At 67.3% G+C, this 18,471-nt stretch carries 17 protein-coding genes and 1 tRNA gene; 7 read left to right on the forward strand and 11 right to left on the reverse strand.

From position 1 onward, the window contains the following. Nucleotides 1-102 precede the first annotated feature (102 nt). The 6 genes from ACFTE1_RS21465 to ACFTE1_RS21490 form a co-directional block, all read right to left on the reverse strand. On the reverse strand, nucleotides 103-915 hold the full coding sequence (locus tag ACFTE1_RS21465) for a BRCT domain-containing protein (RefSeq protein WP_380617651.1): 813 nt from the start codon (nucleotides 913-915) through the stop codon (nucleotides 103-105). Nucleotides 916-1,053: 138 nt separating this feature from the next. Then, entirely contained in the window at nucleotides 1,054-1,287 is a 234-nt protein-coding gene (locus ACFTE1_RS21470; protein ID WP_380617650.1) for a helix-turn-helix transcriptional regulator, read from the reverse strand. 7 nt (nucleotides 1,288-1,294) lie between these two features. Next, on the reverse strand, nucleotides 1,295-2,152 hold the full coding sequence (locus tag ACFTE1_RS21475) for an ABC transporter permease (protein WP_380617649.1): 858 nt from the start codon (nucleotides 2,150-2,152) through the stop codon (nucleotides 1,295-1,297). Beyond that, nucleotides 2,149-3,072: an ABC transporter ATP-binding protein gene (locus ACFTE1_RS21480; RefSeq protein WP_380617648.1), complete on the reverse strand. Its 924-nt coding sequence runs from the start codon at nucleotides 3,070-3,072 to the stop codon at nucleotides 2,149-2,151. Before ACFTE1_RS21480 ends, ACFTE1_RS21475 begins: the two co-directional genes overlap by 4 nt. A gap of 162 nt (nucleotides 3,073-3,234) precedes the next feature. After that, nucleotides 3,235-4,866, reverse strand: coding sequence for a chaperonin GroEL (groL, locus tag ACFTE1_RS21485; protein ID WP_380617647.1), 1,632 nt, complete (start codon nucleotides 4,864-4,866; stop codon nucleotides 3,235-3,237). Between the two features lie 204 nt (nucleotides 4,867-5,070). Further along, entirely contained in the window at nucleotides 5,071-5,952 is an 882-nt protein-coding gene (locus ACFTE1_RS21490; protein ID WP_380617646.1) for a hypothetical protein, read from the reverse strand. Between the two features lie 252 nt (nucleotides 5,953-6,204). Between ACFTE1_RS21490 and ACFTE1_RS21495 the strand changes: the two genes are divergently transcribed. Next, nucleotides 6,205-6,726 (forward strand): hypothetical protein, encoded by a 522-nt coding sequence (locus tag ACFTE1_RS21495; protein ID WP_380617645.1) that lies wholly within the window; start codon nucleotides 6,205-6,207, stop codon nucleotides 6,724-6,726. Nucleotides 6,727-6,736: 10 nt separating this feature from the next. Here ACFTE1_RS21495 and ACFTE1_RS21500 read toward each other — a convergent pair whose 3' ends face one another. Beyond that, nucleotides 6,737-8,539 carry a hypothetical protein gene (locus ACFTE1_RS21500; protein ID WP_380617644.1) on the reverse strand — a complete coding sequence of 601 codons (1,803 nt, stop codon included), beginning with the start codon at nucleotides 8,537-8,539 and terminating at the stop codon, nucleotides 6,737-6,739. Between the two features lie 220 nt (nucleotides 8,540-8,759). Here ACFTE1_RS21500 and ACFTE1_RS21505 point away from each other — a divergent pair, with 220 nt between their 5' ends. After that, nucleotides 8,760-9,800 carry a hypothetical protein gene (locus ACFTE1_RS21505; RefSeq protein ID WP_380617643.1) on the forward strand — a complete coding sequence of 347 codons (1,041 nt, stop codon included), beginning with the start codon at nucleotides 8,760-8,762 and terminating at the stop codon, nucleotides 9,798-9,800. 482 nt (nucleotides 9,801-10,282) lie between these two features. After that, nucleotides 10,283-11,236, forward strand: coding sequence for a serine hydrolase (locus tag ACFTE1_RS21510; RefSeq protein ID WP_380617642.1), 954 nt, complete (start codon nucleotides 10,283-10,285; stop codon nucleotides 11,234-11,236). 990 nt (nucleotides 11,237-12,226) lie between these two features. On the opposite strand, the gene ACFTE1_RS21515 is transcribed toward ACFTE1_RS21510, so the two are convergent. Continuing rightward, complete coding sequence (locus ACFTE1_RS21515) at nucleotides 12,227-13,078, reverse strand: aminotransferase class IV (protein WP_380617641.1); 852 nt, start codon at nucleotides 13,076-13,078, stop codon at nucleotides 12,227-12,229. A gap of 38 nt (nucleotides 13,079-13,116) precedes the next feature. On the opposite strand from ACFTE1_RS21515, the gene ACFTE1_RS21520 reads away from it, so the two are divergent. The 4 genes from ACFTE1_RS21520 (at nucleotide 13,117) to ACFTE1_RS21535 (ending at nucleotide 15,817) form a co-directional block, all read left to right on the forward strand. After that, entirely contained in the window at nucleotides 13,117-13,566 is a 450-nt protein-coding gene (locus ACFTE1_RS21520) for a Fur family transcriptional regulator (RefSeq protein ID WP_380617640.1), read from the forward strand. Beyond that, nucleotides 13,559-14,608 (forward strand): CAF17-like 4Fe-4S cluster assembly/insertion protein YgfZ, encoded by a 1,050-nt coding sequence (ygfZ, locus tag ACFTE1_RS21525; protein WP_380617639.1) that lies wholly within the window; start codon nucleotides 13,559-13,561, stop codon nucleotides 14,606-14,608. Before ACFTE1_RS21520 ends, ygfZ begins: the two co-directional genes overlap by 8 nt. A gap of 10 nt (nucleotides 14,609-14,618) precedes the next feature. After that, entirely contained in the window at nucleotides 14,619-15,599 is a 981-nt protein-coding gene (locus ACFTE1_RS21530) for an asparaginase (RefSeq protein ID WP_380617638.1), read from the forward strand. Nucleotides 15,600-15,734: 135 nt separating this feature from the next. After that, nucleotides 15,735-15,817: transfer RNA gene (locus ACFTE1_RS21535), tRNA-Leu, on the forward strand. 19 nt (nucleotides 15,818-15,836) lie between these two features. On the opposite strand, the gene ACFTE1_RS21540 is transcribed toward ACFTE1_RS21535, so the two are convergent. From ACFTE1_RS21540 to ACFTE1_RS21550, 3 genes are all read right to left on the reverse strand, one after another. Then, on the reverse strand, nucleotides 15,837-17,048 hold the full coding sequence (locus ACFTE1_RS21540; RefSeq protein ID WP_380617637.1) for a tyrosine-type recombinase/integrase: 1,212 nt from the start codon (nucleotides 17,046-17,048) through the stop codon (nucleotides 15,837-15,839). Nucleotides 17,049-17,059: 11 nt separating this feature from the next. After that, nucleotides 17,060-17,554 carry a hypothetical protein gene (locus tag ACFTE1_RS21545; RefSeq protein WP_380617636.1) on the reverse strand — a complete coding sequence of 165 codons (495 nt, stop codon included), beginning with the start codon at nucleotides 17,552-17,554 and terminating at the stop codon, nucleotides 17,060-17,062. Nucleotides 17,555-17,759: 205 nt separating this feature from the next. Beyond that, entirely contained in the window at nucleotides 17,760-18,248 is a 489-nt protein-coding gene (locus ACFTE1_RS21550; protein WP_380617635.1) for a helix-turn-helix domain-containing protein, read from the reverse strand. Nucleotides 18,249-18,471 lie beyond the last annotated feature (223 nt).

Consider the following 18,471-nt stretch of genomic DNA (forward strand, 5'->3'; position numbering starts at 1 on the left):
GTGAGTATTCCCACCGGCCGGCGGGGCCTCAGGACAGATTAAGGCCCAGGCGTCGTCGCCTGGGCCTTTCACCGAAAGGGGCGGACCCCTTCGCTCGCGGGACTACTTGAGTCCGAGGACGTTCTTGATCTTCGCCCACAGTCCCGGCTTGGCGGCGGGGCGGCGCTCCTCGGAGGGCTCGGCGTCCCCGGCCTTCTCGGCGGTCTCGGCCTTGTCGTCCGCGTCCTTCTCGGCGGTGGAGGCGTCGGTTCCGGAGTCCTTGTCGCCAGAGTCCTCGCCGTCGGTGTCCTCGTCCGAGGCGGCGTCGGCGGCAACGGCCTCGTCGTCGGCCTTCTCCTCGGAGGCGGCCTCGGGCTCTGCGTCGCGGGCGGACTCGGCCTCGGCGGTCTCCTCACCGGCGGTCTCGGTCTTCTCCTCGACCCGCTCCGCCGTCTCTGCGGACTCCTCGGTCTCGGAGGCGGCCTCGGGCTCCTCGTCCGAGTCCTCGGACCGCCCGTCCTTCTCCTCAATGGACTCGGCGGCGTCCTCCGTCTGCTCCCCGGCCTCGACCTCGGGCGCCTCCGCCTGGGCGGGGACCTCGGCGGACTCCTCCTCCGGAGCCTCCTCGGCGGCCTCTTCGGCAGCGGCCTCGGGCTCGGCGGCCTCCTCGGCCTTCTCCGCGGCGGCGGAGTCGGCCTCGACCAGTTCCCTCAACTCGGCCGGGCTCAGGACGGGAACGTCCGTCTCGGCGGCCTTCTTCAGGCGCGGCTCGGACTTCTTGACGGTGTCGTCCGCGATCAGATGGGTGACCGTCTTGGTGAACTTGGCGGCCACCGCGACGTCGTCTCGCTCCTCGGCGAGGGCACGGGCCTCGTCGGCCTCCGGCCCCGAGCCCAGAACGAGGATCCTGTATTTTGTCCGGGTCGTTGTAGGCACCGGTACCTCCCTATAGGACGATTATGTCGGGCAAGTCTGATATAGCACCGATGGTACTCGATCCGGTGTCACCTGGATCCGCTCGCCACGGCGATCGCTCAATGGACGTACGTCGAAACTGCCTGTGTCCGGCCCGTGTCACTCCCCGCTGCCGAGCCGGGGGAACGGCCGGCGAGAGAACACCACCTCGACCGGGACCTCGAAGTGCTCCGCGATGGCAAGGGCCAGAAAGAGACTGGGGCTGTACTCCCCGCGCTCCAAATAGCCCACCGTCTGGTAGTGCACGCCGAGGGCCTCCGCCAGCTGGCGCCGGGTGATCCCTCTTTCGGCGCGCAGCATGGCGATCCGGTTGTATACGGTGTCCTCTGCCATCTCTCCGTCACTGACCTGTCATCATCTGCTGCATCTTCTCCCGGCGGACGGCCACGGCCGAACCCGACTCGCGTCGCGCCATGCGGCGCAGGAGCACGGGCGCCACCGCCATGGACGCGATCGTCCAGGCGGCCAGCACCGCGAACATCATAGGGGTCCGCCAGGTGCCGCCGATCTCCACGGCGGCCATGGAGTCGGGTAGGAAGGCGTGGCGCATGCCCAGCCCCAGCCAGTACATGGGGAAGGTCTGCCCGATGCCCTGGACCCAGCCGGGCAGGGTGGCGATGGGGTAGAAGATGCCGGAGATCCCGATGAGGCCCATGATCGGCAGCGTCACCAGGCCCATGTTGCGCGGGTTGTTGATGAGCGCGCCGAGGACGGCCCCCAGCGGCAGGGTGGACAGCTGCCCGAGGACGAGGATCGCGAGGAACATCAGCCACCTCTGCGGCGAGTCGAACACCAGCCCGTCGAACAGCAGGAGCCCGGCGCCCGCGAACGCGATGGACAGGATCATGGTGAAGGCGCCGATCGACGCGATCTCGCCGACCAGGTAGCCCGTGGTCCCGCCGGGGAGGCTCTTGGCGCGCAGCAGGGTCCCGGTCGTGCGGTCCATGACGAGCACTCCGGTCACGCCGAGGACGCCGCCGAAGACGAGGTTCATGCCCAGCAGGCTGGGGACGCTCATGGATCCGAGGGAGACGGCCGCCCCGTCGTAGTCGGTGTTGCGCAGGAAGAAGAGCACGGTCAGCGAGATGGCGATAGGGAGGACGTAGCCGAGGAGGTCGGAGGGCGTGGTCAGGGAGACCCGCAGCGCGATCTTGGCCCGGCGCATTCCGGCGCGGTAGGAGTTGACGGCGGTGTTCATCGGGTGACCTCCTGGAATGCGGTGACGGCCTCGTCGGCCCGGCCGGCCTCGAAGGCCTCGACTAGGGAGACGTAGGCGTCCTCGAGCGTCGCCCGGCTGACCTCCAGGTCGCGGACGTCGGCGTGCTCGTCGGCCAGCAGCTTGCGGACGAAGGCGGTGGCGTCGTCGCTGGAGTGGACCTGGAGCACTCCGTTCTCCCGCCAGCGGATCTCGGAGGTGTCGGAGACGGAGCGGGCCAGCGCGTCGGGGCTGTCGTCGGCGATGAGGTTGCCGCCGGCGAGGATGAGGATGCGGTCGGCGAGCTTGGCGGCCTCGTCGAGGTCGTGCGTGGTGAGGAGGACGGTGGTGCCCTCCATGTCGGCGATGCGGTGGACGAGGTCGTGGAAGTCGCGTTTGGCGCGCGGGTCGAATCCGGTGGTGGGCTCGTCGAGGAAGAGCAGGGCGGGGCGGCCGACGACGCCGGCGGCGACGTCGAGGCGGCGGCGCTGTCCTCCGGAGAGGCGTCCGACGCGCTGGCCGGCGTGCTCGGTGAGGCCGACGATGTCGAGCAGTTCGTCGAGGTCCCAGGGTTGGGTGAAGGGGCGGTAGAAGTCGGAGAACCACGAGAGGGTCTCGCGGACTTTCCATTTGCCGTGGTCGTTCCAGTTCTGGAGGACCATGCCGATGCGCGCGCGCCAGGCGTCGCCGCCTTTGAGCGGGTCGGTGCCGAGGACTTCGGCCTTTCCGGCCGAGGGTTGGCGGAAGCCCTCGAGGATCTCGACGGTGGTGGTCTTGCCGGCTCCGTTGGGTCCGAGGAGGGCGGTCACTCCGCCGGGGGCGATGTCGAACGCGAGGCCGTCGAGGACGGTCTTGTCCCCGTACTGCATCCGCAGGTCCCGGACGGAGATGACCGGGGATTCCCCTGTTCGGTCAGTGCTCATGCTATTGCCTTTGGTCGGTGTTCGTCTATTGATAGTAGGAATGCTACATCTCGTTGTACGGTACCGGCAAGCGGCGTCCCGGCCTCAGGAGACGGAAAACCGCCGGGCGGCTCCCGAAAGGGGAGCCGCCCGGCGGTCTGTCGGTGGGCTGGGAGCTTCTGCTTAGAAGCCCATGCCGCCGCCCATGCCGCCCATGTCGGGGGCCGCGGGGGCCTCCTTCTCCGGGAGGTCGGCGACGACTGCCTCGGTGGTGAGGAACAGTCCGGCGATGGAGGCCGCGTTCTGCAGAGCGGAACGGGTCACCTTGGCCGGGTCCGGGATGCCGGCGTCCAGCATGTTCACGTACTCGCCGGTGGCCGCGTTGAGGCCCTCGCCCGGGGTCAGGTTCTTGACCTTCTCCACGACGACGCCGCCCTCGAGGCCGGCGTTCTCGGCGATGGCGCGCAGCGGGGCGCCCAGGGAGCGCTGGACGATCTCCACACCGGTCGCCTCGTCGACGTCGGCGGTGTCGATCTTGTCGAAGGCCTTGGCGCCGGCCTGGACCAGCGCGGTGCCGCCGCCGGGGAGGATGCCCTCTTCGACGGCCGCCTTGGCGTTGCGCACGGCGTCCTCGATGCGGTGCTTGCGCTCCTTCAGCTCGACCTCGGTGGCCGCGCCGACCTTGATGACGGCGACGCCGCCGGCCAGGCGCGCCAGGCGCTCCTGCAGCTTCTCGCGGTCGTAGTCGGAGTCGGAGTTCTCGATCTCGGCGCGGATCTGGCCCACGCGTCCGTCGATCTGCTCCTGCTCGCCGCCGCCGTCGACGATGGTGGTGTCGTCCTTGGTGATGACGATCTTGCGGGCGGTTCCCAGCATGGACAGGTCGACGCTGTCGAGCTTGAGGCCGATCTCCTCGGAGATGACCTGGCCGCCGGTCAGCACGGCGATGTCGCCGAGCATGGCCTTGCGGCGGTCGCCGAAGCCCGGGGCCTTGACGGCGACGGACTTGAAGATTCCGCGGATCTTGTTGACGACCAGCGTGGCCAGGGCCTCGCCGTCGACGTCCTCGGAGATGATCAGCAGCGGCTTGCCGGTCTGGGTGACCTTCTCCAGGGTCGGCAGCATGTCCTTGACGGAGCTGATCTTCTGGTTGACGATCAGGATGTACGGGTCCTCGAGGACGGCCTCCATGCGGTCCTGGTCGGTCACGAAGTAACCGGACAGGTAGCCCTTGTCGAAGCGCATGCCCTCGGTGAGCTCCAGGTCGAGGCCGAAGGTGTTCGACTCCTCGACGGTGATGACGCCTTCCTTGCCGACCTTCTCCATGGCCTCGGCGATGATGGCGCCGACGGTGGTGTCACCGGCGGAGATGGAGGCGGTGTTGGCGATCTGCTCTTCGGTCTCCACCTCGGTGGACAGGCCGTGGAGCTGCTCGACGACGGAGGCGACGGCCTTCTCGATGCCCTTCTTGATGGCGATCGGGTTGGCGCCGGCGGCGACGGCGCGGAGGCCTTCCTTCACCAGCGACTGGGCCAGGACCGTGGCGGTGGTGGTGCCGTCTCCGGCGACCTCGTCGGTCTTCTGGGCGACCTCTTTGACGAGCTCGGCGCCGATCTTCTCGAAGGGCTCGTCCAGCTCGATGTCCTTGGCGACGGACACGCCGTCGTTGGTGATGGTGGGGGCGCCCCACTTCTTGTCGAGGACGACGTTGCGGCCCTTGGGTCCGAGAGTGACCTTGACGGCCTCAGCGAGGGTGTTCATACCCTTCTCCAGGCCGCGGCGAGCCTCTTCGTCGAATGCGATCTGCTTGGCCATGTGCGATGGCTTCCTTTCGGATCTGTACTGTTCGTTAGTTCGACGGTGAGGCGGCAGCCCGCGACGACCAGGGCCCGAAGCCCACGGCCACCTCATCGCGCACGATCACGTTTTGGCACTCTCCAGTCGAGAGTGCCAATCCAGGTATAGCACTCTCGCGTCGAGAGTGCCAAACTGGGGCCCGTTTTTCCTGTTCGCCGCCTCTTACGCCACTGTCTCGGCGGCTTCGGCCGAGAGAGACGCGGCCGACACCGGCTCACGCTTGCCGCGCGCCGAGGCGTATGTCGTGAGGACCGCCGCGAGCATCCACATGGTCGGGATGAGCGAGACCACCGCGTAGAGGGCGCTGAGCACCACGATGAGGACGTTGGCGACGGCCACGGGAGCGAAGGAGAGGAACAGCTCCGAGAGGAAGCCGGTGAAGATGCCCAGGACGCACGTGATGACGAGGTAGACGAGCACGGCGATGACCAGCCGCCCGAGCGCCGGGCCGAAGTCGCCGAAGGTGAGCCGGAACGACTCGCCGAAGGGGTTGGCGCGCTTCTGGAACGTCGCCACGGGGATCATCAGCGCAAGCCCGAAGGAGACGAGCAGTCCCGGGATCACCAGCAGGACGAAGCCGACGGTGACGCAGACGCTGCCGAGGATCATCCACAGCCAGAGCTTCCAGCACTTGCGGAAGGCGCCCCGGAGCGCCTCGGAGGTCGTGGTGAAGCCTCCGGCCGCCTCGGCGGCCGCGGTGCGGTGGGCGGCCATGGCGGACCCCGCGAAGAGGAACAGCGTCACCAGCCCCAACAGCCCCAGTCCGGAGGCCGATCCGGGGTCGACCTCGGGGGCGTTCCCGCTCATGGCGTCGCCGAAGTCGTAGGTCGAGCGCCGGTCGATGCTGAACGTCGAGATGAGGTTGAGGATGAACGCCGGTATCGCCACCCCGATGAGGAGGATGATGCCCATCGAGCGCCAGGAGCGCCCCAGGACGCCGAGGGTGGCGTCCCACCAGCGGGAGAAGGTGTCGGTGACCAGCGGGTCGGACCGCGACTCGAACCTCTGCGGGTCGTCGTCGCTCCAATACGGATTGTCGCTCATGGTCCGATCCTATGGAAGAACCCGGCCCGCCGCCCCTCGTCCGGGCAGATTCGACACGTGATCCCGCTCGGCGGGAACGGATCCGTGCGCTCCTCGCGTCTATTCACAACCCTGAACTTCTGTGTTACCGTGAGTCCACGGACATAGTAGCCGCCTGCTCACCGCGAGCGGCTCCCCCTATGCGGTGACACAGCACGGCGAACCCGCAGAACCCTGGAACGCAGGCACCCCAGACTAGGAGCTCACGGGCCGATGACCCAGTTGAACGTTCCGCTGGACGTTTCTCTCTCGCAGGGCAACGGCAGCTCACCGCGCGCGGCGCGGTCGCGGTTCTCCACGTCGCGCCTCTCCGAGCTCCCCCGGCAGCAGCAGACGCCCTTCCCCGCCGCCCTCGTGCCGTGGAAGTCCGCCGTCCAGAACAGCGCCGACGCCTGCCTCCTCATCGACTCCGAGGCCCGCGTCCGGGCGCTGTCGCCCGCCTCGCGGTCCCTGCTGGGGCTGCCGCGGGACATCGAGGCCGTCATGCCGAGGTTCCTCGACGCCGGCCTGCACTTCGTCGACTTCTCCTCCGCCGGACAGCGGTTGGCCCCCGCCGAGCTCGCCCGCCTCCCCGTGCTCCGCGCCCTCGAGTCGGGCACCCTGGAACGCGGACTGGCGCGGGTGGTCATCGACAAGGTGCACCGCACCCTCGACATGGTCGCCGCCCCTCTGCACCGCCCCGAGGAGCCCGAGCCCTCCGGGGCGATGGTCTTCTTCCAGGACATCGACCGCTGAGGCCCGCCCCTCAGCCCAGGCTGTAGACCGCGGCCCCTCCGACCCGCTCCACGTCGACCCCGAGCGGTGGAGCGTCCACGTCGATGGACGCCCACTCCGTCCCCGGCAGCCAGGAGGGGACGACGAGGACCGTGGACACGCCCAGGCTCCGCAGCTCCTCCACCGACTCCGCCTCGGGGAAGCCCAGCGAGGCCGTCTTGACCGCCGAGTACTCGGACGGCGTGAACGCGGTGATCCCGTTGGCCGTCTCGGGGAACCCGTCCAGGCTCCAGAACTGCACCACCCCGTCGTGCCCTCCCGCGGGCAGCACCAGCACCGGCCCCTCCAGCTCGGAGAACGCCACCGGCGAGACCGGGGGCGAGTGGACCTCCAGCACCGGGGCCGACTCGACGGCGATCAGCGCCAGCGGCAGGAACAGCAGCGCGTGGACCCGCCGGGGCGCCTTGGCCGCCGACCGCGTGTCCACGCGGTTGTCATGGGCCAGCCGGTCGGCCCGGTCGGCCAGGCGGGTCACCGTGCCCGCCGCCAGGATCGCCAGGACCAGCGATATGTACAAGACCAGTCGGCCCGGGGTGCGGATCGCGTCGAAGCCCGGCGCGTACTCGTACAGCAGGCCCCAGGCCCAGCGCCCGCCGTCCAAGAAGTTCGGGCCCATCGCCAGAGCGACCAGCGCCGCCAGGACCAGGCCCAGCACCAGCCGGATCCGCCGCGACCACGCCGACCACACCAGGCCCATGAGCCCCAGGGCGATCGCGGTGAAGCCCACCAGCAGCGTCTGCTCCGGCGGCCACGTCAGCGCCTCCCTCGCGGGCGCGTGCGCCTCGCCCCAGTAGCGCGCGTCCTCGGGGGAGATGATGAAGCTCTGCCACGCGGGGGAGAAGTGGCGGACATACTCCCAGCTGCGCTCCGCCTCGGGGCGCGAGGCGGAGACGGCCATGTGCTTGTCCGCCAGCCACAGCACGGCGAAGCTGAAGACCGCGCCGCCGAGGACGTTCGCGGCGATCGTCCCCCACTTCAGGCGGTGGCGCTTGACCGACCACCCGGCCAGGGCGATCAGCCCGAGGATCATCAGCAGATAGACGAACGGGACGCCCAGCCCCGCGCCGATGGAGAACTGCCACAGGGCCGTCAGCCAGCCCAGGATGATCCACAGAGGACGTTGGCGCTCCGGCTTGAAGCCGTGCCGCAGCGACCAGCCGTGCCCCCGCGCCAGCATGGCCAGCGACAGGGCGATCGCCCCGCAGGAGAGCACCTGCAGGTGCCCGAACTGGCTGATCTTCCACGGCGCGAAGGCGAACACCGCCGCGCCGACCGCCGAGCCCGCCACCCGCGCGCCCAGCTGGCGCAGCAGCACGTAGCCGCCGAAGGCCGCCAGGGCGAAGGCGAGGATGAACAGCACGTTGTAGACCACGATCGCGCTCGCCTGGTCCCGGGCGAAGAGCGCGGCAGGCAGATAGCCCAGGAGGGTGTCGCTGAAGAGGAGCGAGTCCTGCGCCGGCCACAGGGTGTTGGTGTCGAAGAGGTTCTCGCCCTCCCCGGCCGCGTGCGAGAGCCAGCCCAGCGTGTAGGTCTGCAGCATGGGGTCGCCGAGGTCGGAGGGCACGCCCTCCTTGATCTTCAGCGCCAGGGGCCAGGTGTAGGCGGCCGCCGCCGCGAGCGACAGGAGCATCGCCGCCAGGATCTCGCCGTCGAGCAGGCGCCGCAGCACCCTCCTCGCCCGCGAGGGCCTCTCGTGCGCTCGCCGCGCGTCCTCCGGGAGGGCGGCGAAGGCCTCCCAGCGGTCCTGCTCTTCGGAGACCGTGGCCGCAGGCATAGACAACCTTTCTCTGGGGAAGGGGACCGCTCGCGGGGCCCGGGACGGGCTCCGCCTCTCGAGGGTCGCTCTCCGCTGAGCTACTGCATCACGTATATTCTGGCCGATTTCCCCACCGAGGGCGTTACCGGATCCCCGCTCGCTCGTTGTACCAGGTTAAGACCACAAAAACGTCACAGGCCCGGTGTGAGCGGGCGAGACTCGTCCAGGAGACGCACACATGTCCAAGAACGACAAGCACACCCGACAGAACGCCAAGAGCTCGGACAACCGGCCGCCGCTGCCCTACCCGGTCAACGACGGCCGGGTCTCCCCCGGCGTGCGCGCCACGCGCGCCTCCCGCGAGCGACGCCGCCGCAGCCGCATCGCCGTGGGCGCCGGGTCCGCGCTCGCCATCGGCGGCATCGCCGGGATGAGCTTCGCGATGGCCGACCCGGCCGCGACGGCCGTCGACGAGATCGCCTTCTCCGGCGGATGCGGCGTGCTCAGCGTCCTCTCCGCCACCTCCGAGCCCAGCGTCGAGAGCCTCGAAGTCGCCCCCGGCACGCACGTCACCTACGTCAACGAGCTGGAGACCGTGGGCACCCTCCACGTCGGCCAGGACCAGTACGACATCGAGAAGGGCCAGAGCCACACCTTCACCATGAACACCTCGGCCGAGATCGCCATGATCCCCGAGTGCAAGGGGCTCTTCCCCGACTACGCCCCCGCCCAGGTCGTCGTCACCGAGGAGGCCGCCGTGGACGAGGGCGAGGACCAGGACGGCGCCGACGAGGGGACCGAGCAGGAGGACGACAAGGCCGACCTGCCCGACCCGTCCGAGTCCGGGCCCGAGGAGTCCGACGGCTCCGGCGAGGGTTCCGACGGAGCCGCCGACGGCCAGGAGGGGACCGAGGGGTCCGGAGAGGCCCCGGACGAGAGCGCCGCGGGCGCGACCGGGGGGCAGGACGGGTCCGGCGACGCCGGGGAGCCCGCGTCGGCCGATTCCGAGGAGAAGCCCGACGAGGACCGGTCCGAGGGATCGCCGCTGACTGAGGGGACGCCCGAGCAGCCGTACAGCTTCGGCGAGCCGGCCGACGCCGAGGACCAGGCCGTTCAGGAGGACTTCGCGAAGATGAGCGAGGAGGTCGCCGCCGTCGACCCCGACTCGCTCGCCGACGGGGCGTCCGGACTGCTGGCCATCGTCGCGATCGCCTGTCTGGTCGGTGTGTCGGCCGCGGTCATGCGCATCGTCCTGAAGACCCGCGGAGGAACCGCCTAGAGACCACCTTTCTCGGTCCGGGTCTCCCGCCCGGCCCGAGTACCCGTTGAGGGCGGCGACCGGAACGGTCGCCGCCTTTTCCTCTGCCCGCCCTATTCGCCGGGGCCGCCCGCGCTTCCCGTGCGACCACAGTCCGGCGACAAGACCCAGCACCTCCTCGCCGGGGCCGCCCGCGCACCCCTCCCACCGAAGTCGGCCCGGGGTCCACCGAAACGGCAGTCCGGCATCCCGTGTTCGATCCTTTTCCCGGCCTCCCCGCGCGGCCCCCGGTGCTCCGTGTGCCTACGCCGATCCCGTTTCGACCTCGGCGTTCACGCCGCGCCGGTCGCAACGATGCGACGGGTATCGATCGAGTCGGGGGTTCGGTCGCTCTCCGCTGTCGGATAGTCTTCCCCTACCAGGCGCGGCACGCCTCCCGGTCGCCGATCGACACCGCCCGCTACCGAAGGCCGAGCCGCACAACCGAAATTCAGGTGGCAGAAGTGAACCTTTTGAAATCCCACCGGCCCGGCTTTTGGATCTTCGTGGCCGCTCCGGTGGTGCTGGCCGTGGCCATCGCCGGCTTCATCATCGTCGTGCGCGAATCGCCGGCCGAGGGCCAGGGCGCCGAGGACCGCGAGACCTATACGCGCAAGACCGACGAGGAGCTGGCCGGCTCCGAGTACATGCCCTCCGAGGAGGAGCAGCTGAAGACGGCGAACGACCAGCTCTCCGCGAAACTGGAGGGCCTCGTCGAGAACGCGGGCCTCCCCGAGGGCGCGACCGTCTCCATCGCCGTCTCCGACGGAACCTACACCGGCGGCGCGGGGGCCGAGGTGGAGCATTCCGGCGCGTCCCTGACCAAGCTCGAAGTGCTCGCCATGCTCGTGGACCACTACGGCGACCCCGAGGAGATCCCCGGCTGGGTGGACGGGCTCATGGCGGAGATGATCACCGAGTCCAAGAACGAGGCGACCGACCGCCTGCTCTTCAACGTGCTGGGAGGGTTCCCCGACCTGGAGGAGGCCCATGGGAAGTTCGGCCTGGAGGGCACCCATGAGCACGAGATCCGGCGCTGGGGCTACACCGTGACCACCGCGGCCGACCAGCTGCACCTGCTCGACGTCATGCTGTCGTCCGACTCGGAGCACTTCGACGAGGCGCAGCGCGACTACATGCTCGACCTGCTCTCGCGGGTGGAGAGCGACCAGGACTGGGGAGTGAGCGCCGCGACGGAGGGCGACTACTGGGTCAAGAACGGCTGGGACACGCGTCCGGACCTGGACATCCCCTGGGTGGTCCACTCCGCCGGAGTCCTCGACGCCGAGAGCGGGGAGGAGCCGGTCCGGATGGTGATCATGACGAGCGGTTTCGACAGCTTGGAGGACGGCGTCGCCGCCGTCGAGAGCCTCAGTCCGCAAGTGCGGGCGCTGCTCACCGCCACCGCGGGAAGCTGAGCGTCCGCTCCGAAGAAGGCAGGCCTGGCGCTAGCGCCGAACTCGGAGACGCGACCGTCCGATCCGAGCGAGGTGGGTGTTCGCGCCGACCCCAGAGAACCGAGCGTCCGCTCCGAACGCGGCAGGCCGAGCCGCGCCGAACGCGGGAAACCGAGCGTTCGCTTCGACGGTGTGCCGCTGCGGTCGCACCCGTAGCTCCCGGGAAACCATGCGCAGGAGCACGACCGCGACTTTCTGCGACGTCCTCTGCGACGGTCGCGACGTCGAAGCCTTGGAGCGGACGGGGGTTCGCTAACCGTGATGACCGCGACGCCGAAGCCGCTGAGAGGTCTTGGATCGGCCGGGGCGTCGCTTGCAGTGAAGACCGCGACGACGTAGCTGCCGAGAGGACGGGATTGCCAACCCCGGCCCCGCCCACCGCTGTGTCCGCGGCGTCGCAGCGGCCGAAAAGCGGATAGCTGAACACGGGCGGGTGAATGTCAACCCCCAGAATCGAACTGGTGGGCGAAGAAGAGGCCTCCGTGCGATCCCGCTGCAGGCCTTGGCGTGACTGCCGCAATAGTGCTTTCACCTGGGATAATGAGGCGATCGGCAATCGTTGTCAAGCTGTTCTCAAAATGTGACAAACGGTCGCTGCCTGCGAAAATAGGAGTCCCTTAAGCCCGAGAGGGCAAAAAATGAGGGTGTGGTGCTTGCCCATTCACCACACCCTCGTTAAAGTGGAGGAGCTCCACTTTTTTCTATGGCACCGGTCGGGTTGTGCCCGATGACCCAAACCGGTTTTGTGCCCCCGGATTGTTCCTGTCTCCACGGCCGCGTGGATTCCGAAAAATCCACATCGCCCGCGGTCTGCAGATCGAGAAGAAACTGCCCATGTTTCTTCTGATGTGTTCTGCGGCGTGACCGGAACGATTCTTACTATGAGGGGTCTCTCTGGAACTGCCCTGTGTCGAACCTGGGAGTTCCCTGAAAACCGTTGCCGAATCGTGATCAATCCAGGCTGAAACCGGAGAGTTTCACCAGCTCAGCATGGATGTCAGGACGTTGCGCGACGGGTTTCCCATCCAGCTCTGTGATAAAGACCACACCACGGACCGAGCTTGTCAGCCATGCCGCGTCGGCCTTGGCCAGACGCTCCACCTCGATGATCTTCTCCTTGGGGCGCAATCCGATCGAACCTGCGCTGTCCAGCAGGTGCCGGCTGGTCGTCCCGGGAAGTATCCCCGTTTCCGTTGAGGTCGTGCAGAGTTCGTCCCCTTCGAGCCAGACCAGCGAAGACGTCGGCCCTTCGAGCGCGTAGCCGTCGGAGGACGTCCACAGGGCGTCGTCCGCGCCCTGCTCCTTGGCCCACCGCAGCACGCTCATGGTGGCCGCGTACGAGATGGACTTGACCCCTCCCAGGAGCCACGGGGCCTCGGCGCGCGTCGCCGCCGACACGCCCAGCGTCGCCGACACGACCTTCACCCCCGTCCGGCGCGGCCGCTTCCAAGCCTCGCCCACCGGGTTCACCGTCGCGAAGACGGTCGGGTGCTTCGAGCCCTCGCGCCCGCGCGTGACGATCAGGCGCAGCGCGGCCTCGGCCTCGGAGCGGGTGTTCCACTCCTCCACGGCCGACTCGGCCAGTCCCCGCATCGCCTCCGACCGGGGGATGGGGATCTCCAGCGCGGCGGCGGAATTCGCCATGCGCCTGAGGTGTTGTTCGAGGAGGAAGGGCTTGCCGCCCCTCACGTTGATGGTCTCGAAGACTCCGTCGCCCCGCAGGACGCCGAGGTCGTCGGAGCAGATGATGGGTTCACCGGGCGGGACGAGTCCGCGGCCCAGCATTACAGTCACTTCAGCCATGGCCCTATTGTCGCGTTCGGGAAATTAGGATGGAGGACATGTCTGACTACCGCACCGTCGATTTGGCCTCGGTCCTCCGATCGAGGGGTATGCGGATGACCCCGCAGCGCCAACTGGTGCTCGACGCGATCGCCGACCTGGGGCACGCCACGCCCGAACAGATCCACGCCGCGGTGGCCGAGCGCGTCGAGGGCATCAACATCACCACCATCTACCGCACCCTGGACCTGCTCGAGGAGCTGGCGCTCGTCACGCACACCCACCTCTCCCACGGTGCGCCCACGTACCACCTGGCGGGCGAGCGCGGACACGCCCACCTCGTCTGCCACCGTTGCGGCAAGACCGAAGACGTCAACCCCGCCCTGTTCGCGGGCGCCCGCGACGCCATAGCCGAGGACAAGGGATTCGTCCTGGACATCGGCCACGTGGCACTGTTCGGCACCTGCTCCGCCTGCATCGAGAAGAAAGACGACCACCACCATGGCTGACCACAGCTCCCCGTACCTGGACCTAGAGGGCGCCGTCCCCGACGAGTCGGGCGACCGCGCCTGGCACTTCGGGCAGCCGCTGCGCGAACAGCGCACGGCCCTGGAGTCCGGGGCGATCCTGGACCGCTCCGACCGGCACATCATCACCGTCTCCGGAGAACCGCGCCTGGCGTGGCTGCACTCTCTGGCCACCCAGCACGTGGAGAAGCTGCCGGCGCACTCCGGCACCGAGCTGCTCGTGCTCACGCCGAAGGGCCGGATCGAGCACCACGCGGGCATGTACGACGACGGCTCGGTCTCGTGGCTGGACGTGGCCGCGTCGGACGCCGAGGCGTTCCTGCGCTTCCTCACGATGATGCGGTTCCGCACCGAGGTGGAGATCGAGGACGTCACCGACCGTTTCGCCCTGGTCGTCTACACGAAGGGCCGTCCCGGCCTGGAGCTGGACGCGCCGCGGGTCAACCCGGTTCCGGAGGCCAAGTTCGCCGCGCGGGACCTGGCGGCCGAGTCCACCTCGCTCTATCACGGCGCGGCGACGGAGAACGGCTGGGCGCGGCGCACCGACTCGACCGCGGAGGGCACCGCCGACGTGCTCGTTCCGCGCGACGCGCTTCCCACCGATCAGCCGGTCGCGGGGACGTGGGCCGACGACGCCCTGCGCATCGCGGCGGGCAGCCCGCTGTTCGGGTCGGACACCGACGGCAAGACCGTTCCGCACGAGGTCCACCCGTGGCTGGCGCGCGCCGTCCACCTCGACAAGGGGTGCTACCGGGGGCAGGAGACCGTCTCCAAGGTCCACCATCTCGGCCAGCCGCCGCGGCGCCTGGTGCGGCTGCACCTGGACGGCTCGGAGGAGACCCCGCCGACTCCGGGGACGCCTGTCGTCCTGGGGGAGAAGGAGGTCGGTGCCATCGGCACGGCCGCCCAGCACGCCGATGAGGGAATCATTGCGTTTGCGCTGTTGAAAAGGGTTGCAGCGGATGAGGCGGACGCAGCTTACAAAGTCGGCGATCAAAACGCGACGGGCGAGGAGGCCCGTTAACCTTCCGTATATGGCTACAAAACACTACTGTGGCGGCGAACTCGTCGCCGAGGTCGTCCGCAGCGGCTTCTCTGAGAGCTTCCACCGCGGTTCGGTCGCAGTCTTCAACGGCGAAGGCGAACTGGTCCACTCCATCGGCGATGTCGTGTCGCCGGTCTTTCCGCGTTCGGCGGCCAAGCCCATGCAGGCGCTGGCGGCCTTGCGCGCGGGGTGGAAACCCGCCACGGTGTCGAACCTGGCCATCGCCGCCGCCAGTCACCACGGCGAAGAGGTGCACGTCAAGGAGGTCGACAGCCTTCTGGTGAGCGCCGAGCTCGGCGAGGACGCCCTGCAGTGCCCGCCCGACCTGCCCAGCGACCCCGCCGCCCGGCGCGGTGTGGTCGCCTCCGGCGGGGGTGCGCGGCGCGTGTACATGAACTGCTCGGGCAAGCACTCGTCGATGGTGGCCGCGGTCAAGCTCAACGGCTGGGACCTCGCCACGTACCTGGAGCCGGACCACCCGTTCCAGCAGCAGGTGTACAGCACCGTCGAGGAGCTGACGGGCGAGGAGATCGCCGCGACCGGCGTCGACGGTTGCGGTGCGCCCCTGTTCGCCTACGGGCTCACGGGGCTGGCCCGGGCCTTCCACCGATTCACCTCGTCCGACGAGGGCACCGAGGAGCGTGCGGTGGCCGACGCCATGCGCGCCCACCCGAAGCTGGTGGCAGGTTCGGACGGCGCGGACACGAAGCTCATGGCCGCCGTCCCCGGCATGCTCGCGAAGGGCGGCGCCGAGGGCGTCCAGGCGATCTCCATGCCCGGCGTGGGGACCGCGGTGGTCAAGATCGACGACGGGAACAACCGCGCCGCCATGCCGGTGGCGCTGAGGGCCCTGTGCGAGCACGCCGGGTTCAAGGCGCCCGCCGAGGCCCACTATGTCATGGAGGCCCTCTGCTGGCCCGAGATCTACGGCGGCGGTCAGCCGGTCGGGCGCGTCCGCCCGGTCGTCTGAGGCCTCTCGCCACGTGTTTTCCAGTGCGGGGGTAGGGTGCGTCACTAAACACCTCCCCCCCGCTGGCATGGTCGGGGGACGGTTCGCTACCATGGTTGAAGTCGAGCCGAGGTTCGGCGATCGAGAATAGAATACGCGCGAGTGGCGGAATGGCAGACGCGCTGTCTTCAGGTGGCAGTGTCCTAATGGACGTGTGGGTTCAACTCCCACCTCGCGCACAGATTATGAGCAGCTATTTCAGCGCTCACCTGGTAAAACAGGTGGGCGCTGAAGTGCTTTCATAGGCGTTTGACGTCGGTGGGAACCACTGAATTCCCCACCTTTTTCCCCACCCCTTTGGCGGTCGATCCCCAGGTACGAGAGGTCGACCCAACGCAGGGATCTTTCGGCAGCCTCCGCGGTCTCCTCCTCGACTTCCGGAAGGAGACCGCCGTACAGGTCGCTGGTGATCTTGATAGACGAGTGCCCAAGGCGCCGCTGAATGGACGTGAGAGGCCTTCTCTCTTTGATGAGCTGCGCGGCATGAGTATGCCGGAGATCGTGGATCCTCAGTCCCTCGAACGCCGTCCCCTCCAACGCTCGCGTCCACACCATGAGCGCCGAGTTGTAGTACACGGGCTTGTTGTGTCGCGAACCACGGAAGACGTACCCGTCTAGTTCGCGGGGAAGCAATCTGAGGATCTGCTTCACCGTCGGAGGGGCCTTGATCGTTCGCCGCGAGAACCTGGTTTTCAGCGGCACATCCGTGTAAACACCGTCGATGGTCCGAAGCTGGCTTTCGAAACGAATCTGGTTTTCGTCAAGGTTCACCTTGTCCCACTTCAGCCCGATGGCTTCGCCGACACGGCACCCAGTCCCGGAGATGAATATGAACAGCGGGCGCCATGCCTCGGGCAGGAGTCCAATTACAGCGCCGAGTTCCATGTCAGTGAGGAATCTCGGTTCCGGTCGGTGCCACTTCGGGAGCCTTGAAGCGCCAGCCGGGTTCGTGCGGATCATCCGCTCGACGATGGCGCGTTCGAGTGCCATATAGAGATAACCGTGGACATTCAGGATGGACTTGGTGCTGAGCGACTTGTACTCGTCTTCGTCATCAGGGTCGGCCAGGTCATCCAGCCAATGGCGGATTACCTCGGGCTTGATCTCCTTGAGCTTGAGATGTCCTAGCCGGCCGATGACATGCTTGCGGAAGCGGCCACCTTCGGTCCTCTTTGTCTCGGAGGACCCAAGGGTCTTTTCGTGGCTGTGCCACCAACCTTCGGCCCACTCACCGAAGTTCGCCTGTCCGGCGAGGGCATTCAGGCCGCCGTTCTGTTCCTTCTCTACCTCCAGTGCTTTCTTGCGAGCCTTAGCGGCCTTGTCTGTCACGAACCCCGTTTCGAGGGTGACCTTGCGACCGTCGATGAGGTCTCGGATGCGGAACTTCTTCTTGTAGGGCTCAACCCACATATGGTTATCTTTCAGTCTCTTGGGCGGGATGCCGGATGCGGGATCGGCTTTTGGTAGGCCCGAGTCCGTTCAGAGGGGATGATCCCCTGGATGATGCCCTCGCGGATGTGCTCCATGGCAGAATTCGACTGCTTCACGAGCACTTCGAGATGAGCGTCGCGTGCGTCGGACTTCTTTTGGAACTCCCTGAATTCGGCGATCACGCTGTTGAGGCGATCGTCGCCGGTAGCGCTCTTCGTTTGCCGCGCTGAAGCCGATCCGGCCTTATGTACTTCGCGAATGAGCTGTGTGAAGTACTGCTTCAGGAGTCGGCAGACTCCGTACCAGAGCAGGCTGAGCCCGATCGTCAGAAGCTCGGCGGAAATCACGATCATGAACCACATGACCGATGTCGGCGAGTGAGCGGGTGTGAGCATCGCGAGGGTGACCGTTACTGTGAGCGCCAGGATCCCAACGAAAACCGGAGCGAGTTGTACGCCCGGGCGCTGGTGAACTTGGTTGGCCACATCGTGCAGGGTAGGGACTATGTTAGGTTGCACAGTCACGCTCCTAAGAGGTGAAAGTGATCAAATGACCACAAAATGCGAATAATCATTCCATGATCATCCGTTAGACCACACTTTGTCAAGTAACGGACACAACACCGTTTTCATACGGACTTGGTTGCACAATTACGTGCAGAAATAGGGTGATAGGGACGCGTCTGGAAGGCTACGCGGAGTCGCGCTTCGGCGAGGCCTCGATCTCCGGATGAGCCGTTTTGAGCGATCGCATGTACTGCGTGGTTGCCTCCTGGAGCATCGCGCGGATTTCGGCGCGGCGCTCTCCCGACAGGGTCGGGTCCTTCAGGATGTAACGGAACTTAACTGTTGCGTCCTGCAGTTCTGAAATTGAGTATCCCTCGAAAGGGTTGAGTTCCGCCGCGTCGTCGCGAAGCAAATCCACGTAGACGTCACTTCGGTACCCGAAGATCACGGTCGGTTCCTGGGGATCGAGTCCCAGCCCTTCGCAGAACCGAACGAGGGTGCGCTCACGGGGGGCCTTGTCAAATAGGCCTTGTCTCCAGCGCCGGAGTTGGGGGACCGAAATTTGCCCTCGGATGGCGATTTCGTTTAGGGACCACCCGTGTCGCTCTGCCAGCTCGTCGACGGCATGGTTCAGCCAGTCAACGAACTTTTGTCGTCGTTCGGAGTTGGTCACACGCCCATCATAGAGGATGGGCGTGTTTGGCATCTGCACGCTCGCAGTCAACATCGTTGCACCTCCCTTCTGTTCGTTCGGATGTTCATTGAACGGTACCAAGTAGCGCCCAATGATGCCATATGTTGTCAAGAACCCGACATGACGCACGTCAATGAAGCCAGATAAAGAACTTTCGGGAAGCCCCTTGCGCTCATTATGTTCATTAGGCTACGCTTGGCAC

The sequence above is a fragment of the Salininema proteolyticum genome (assembly GCF_042685645.1).
GTDB classification, from domain to species: domain Bacteria; phylum Actinomycetota; class Actinomycetes; order Mycobacteriales; family Micromonosporaceae; genus Salininema; species Salininema proteolyticum.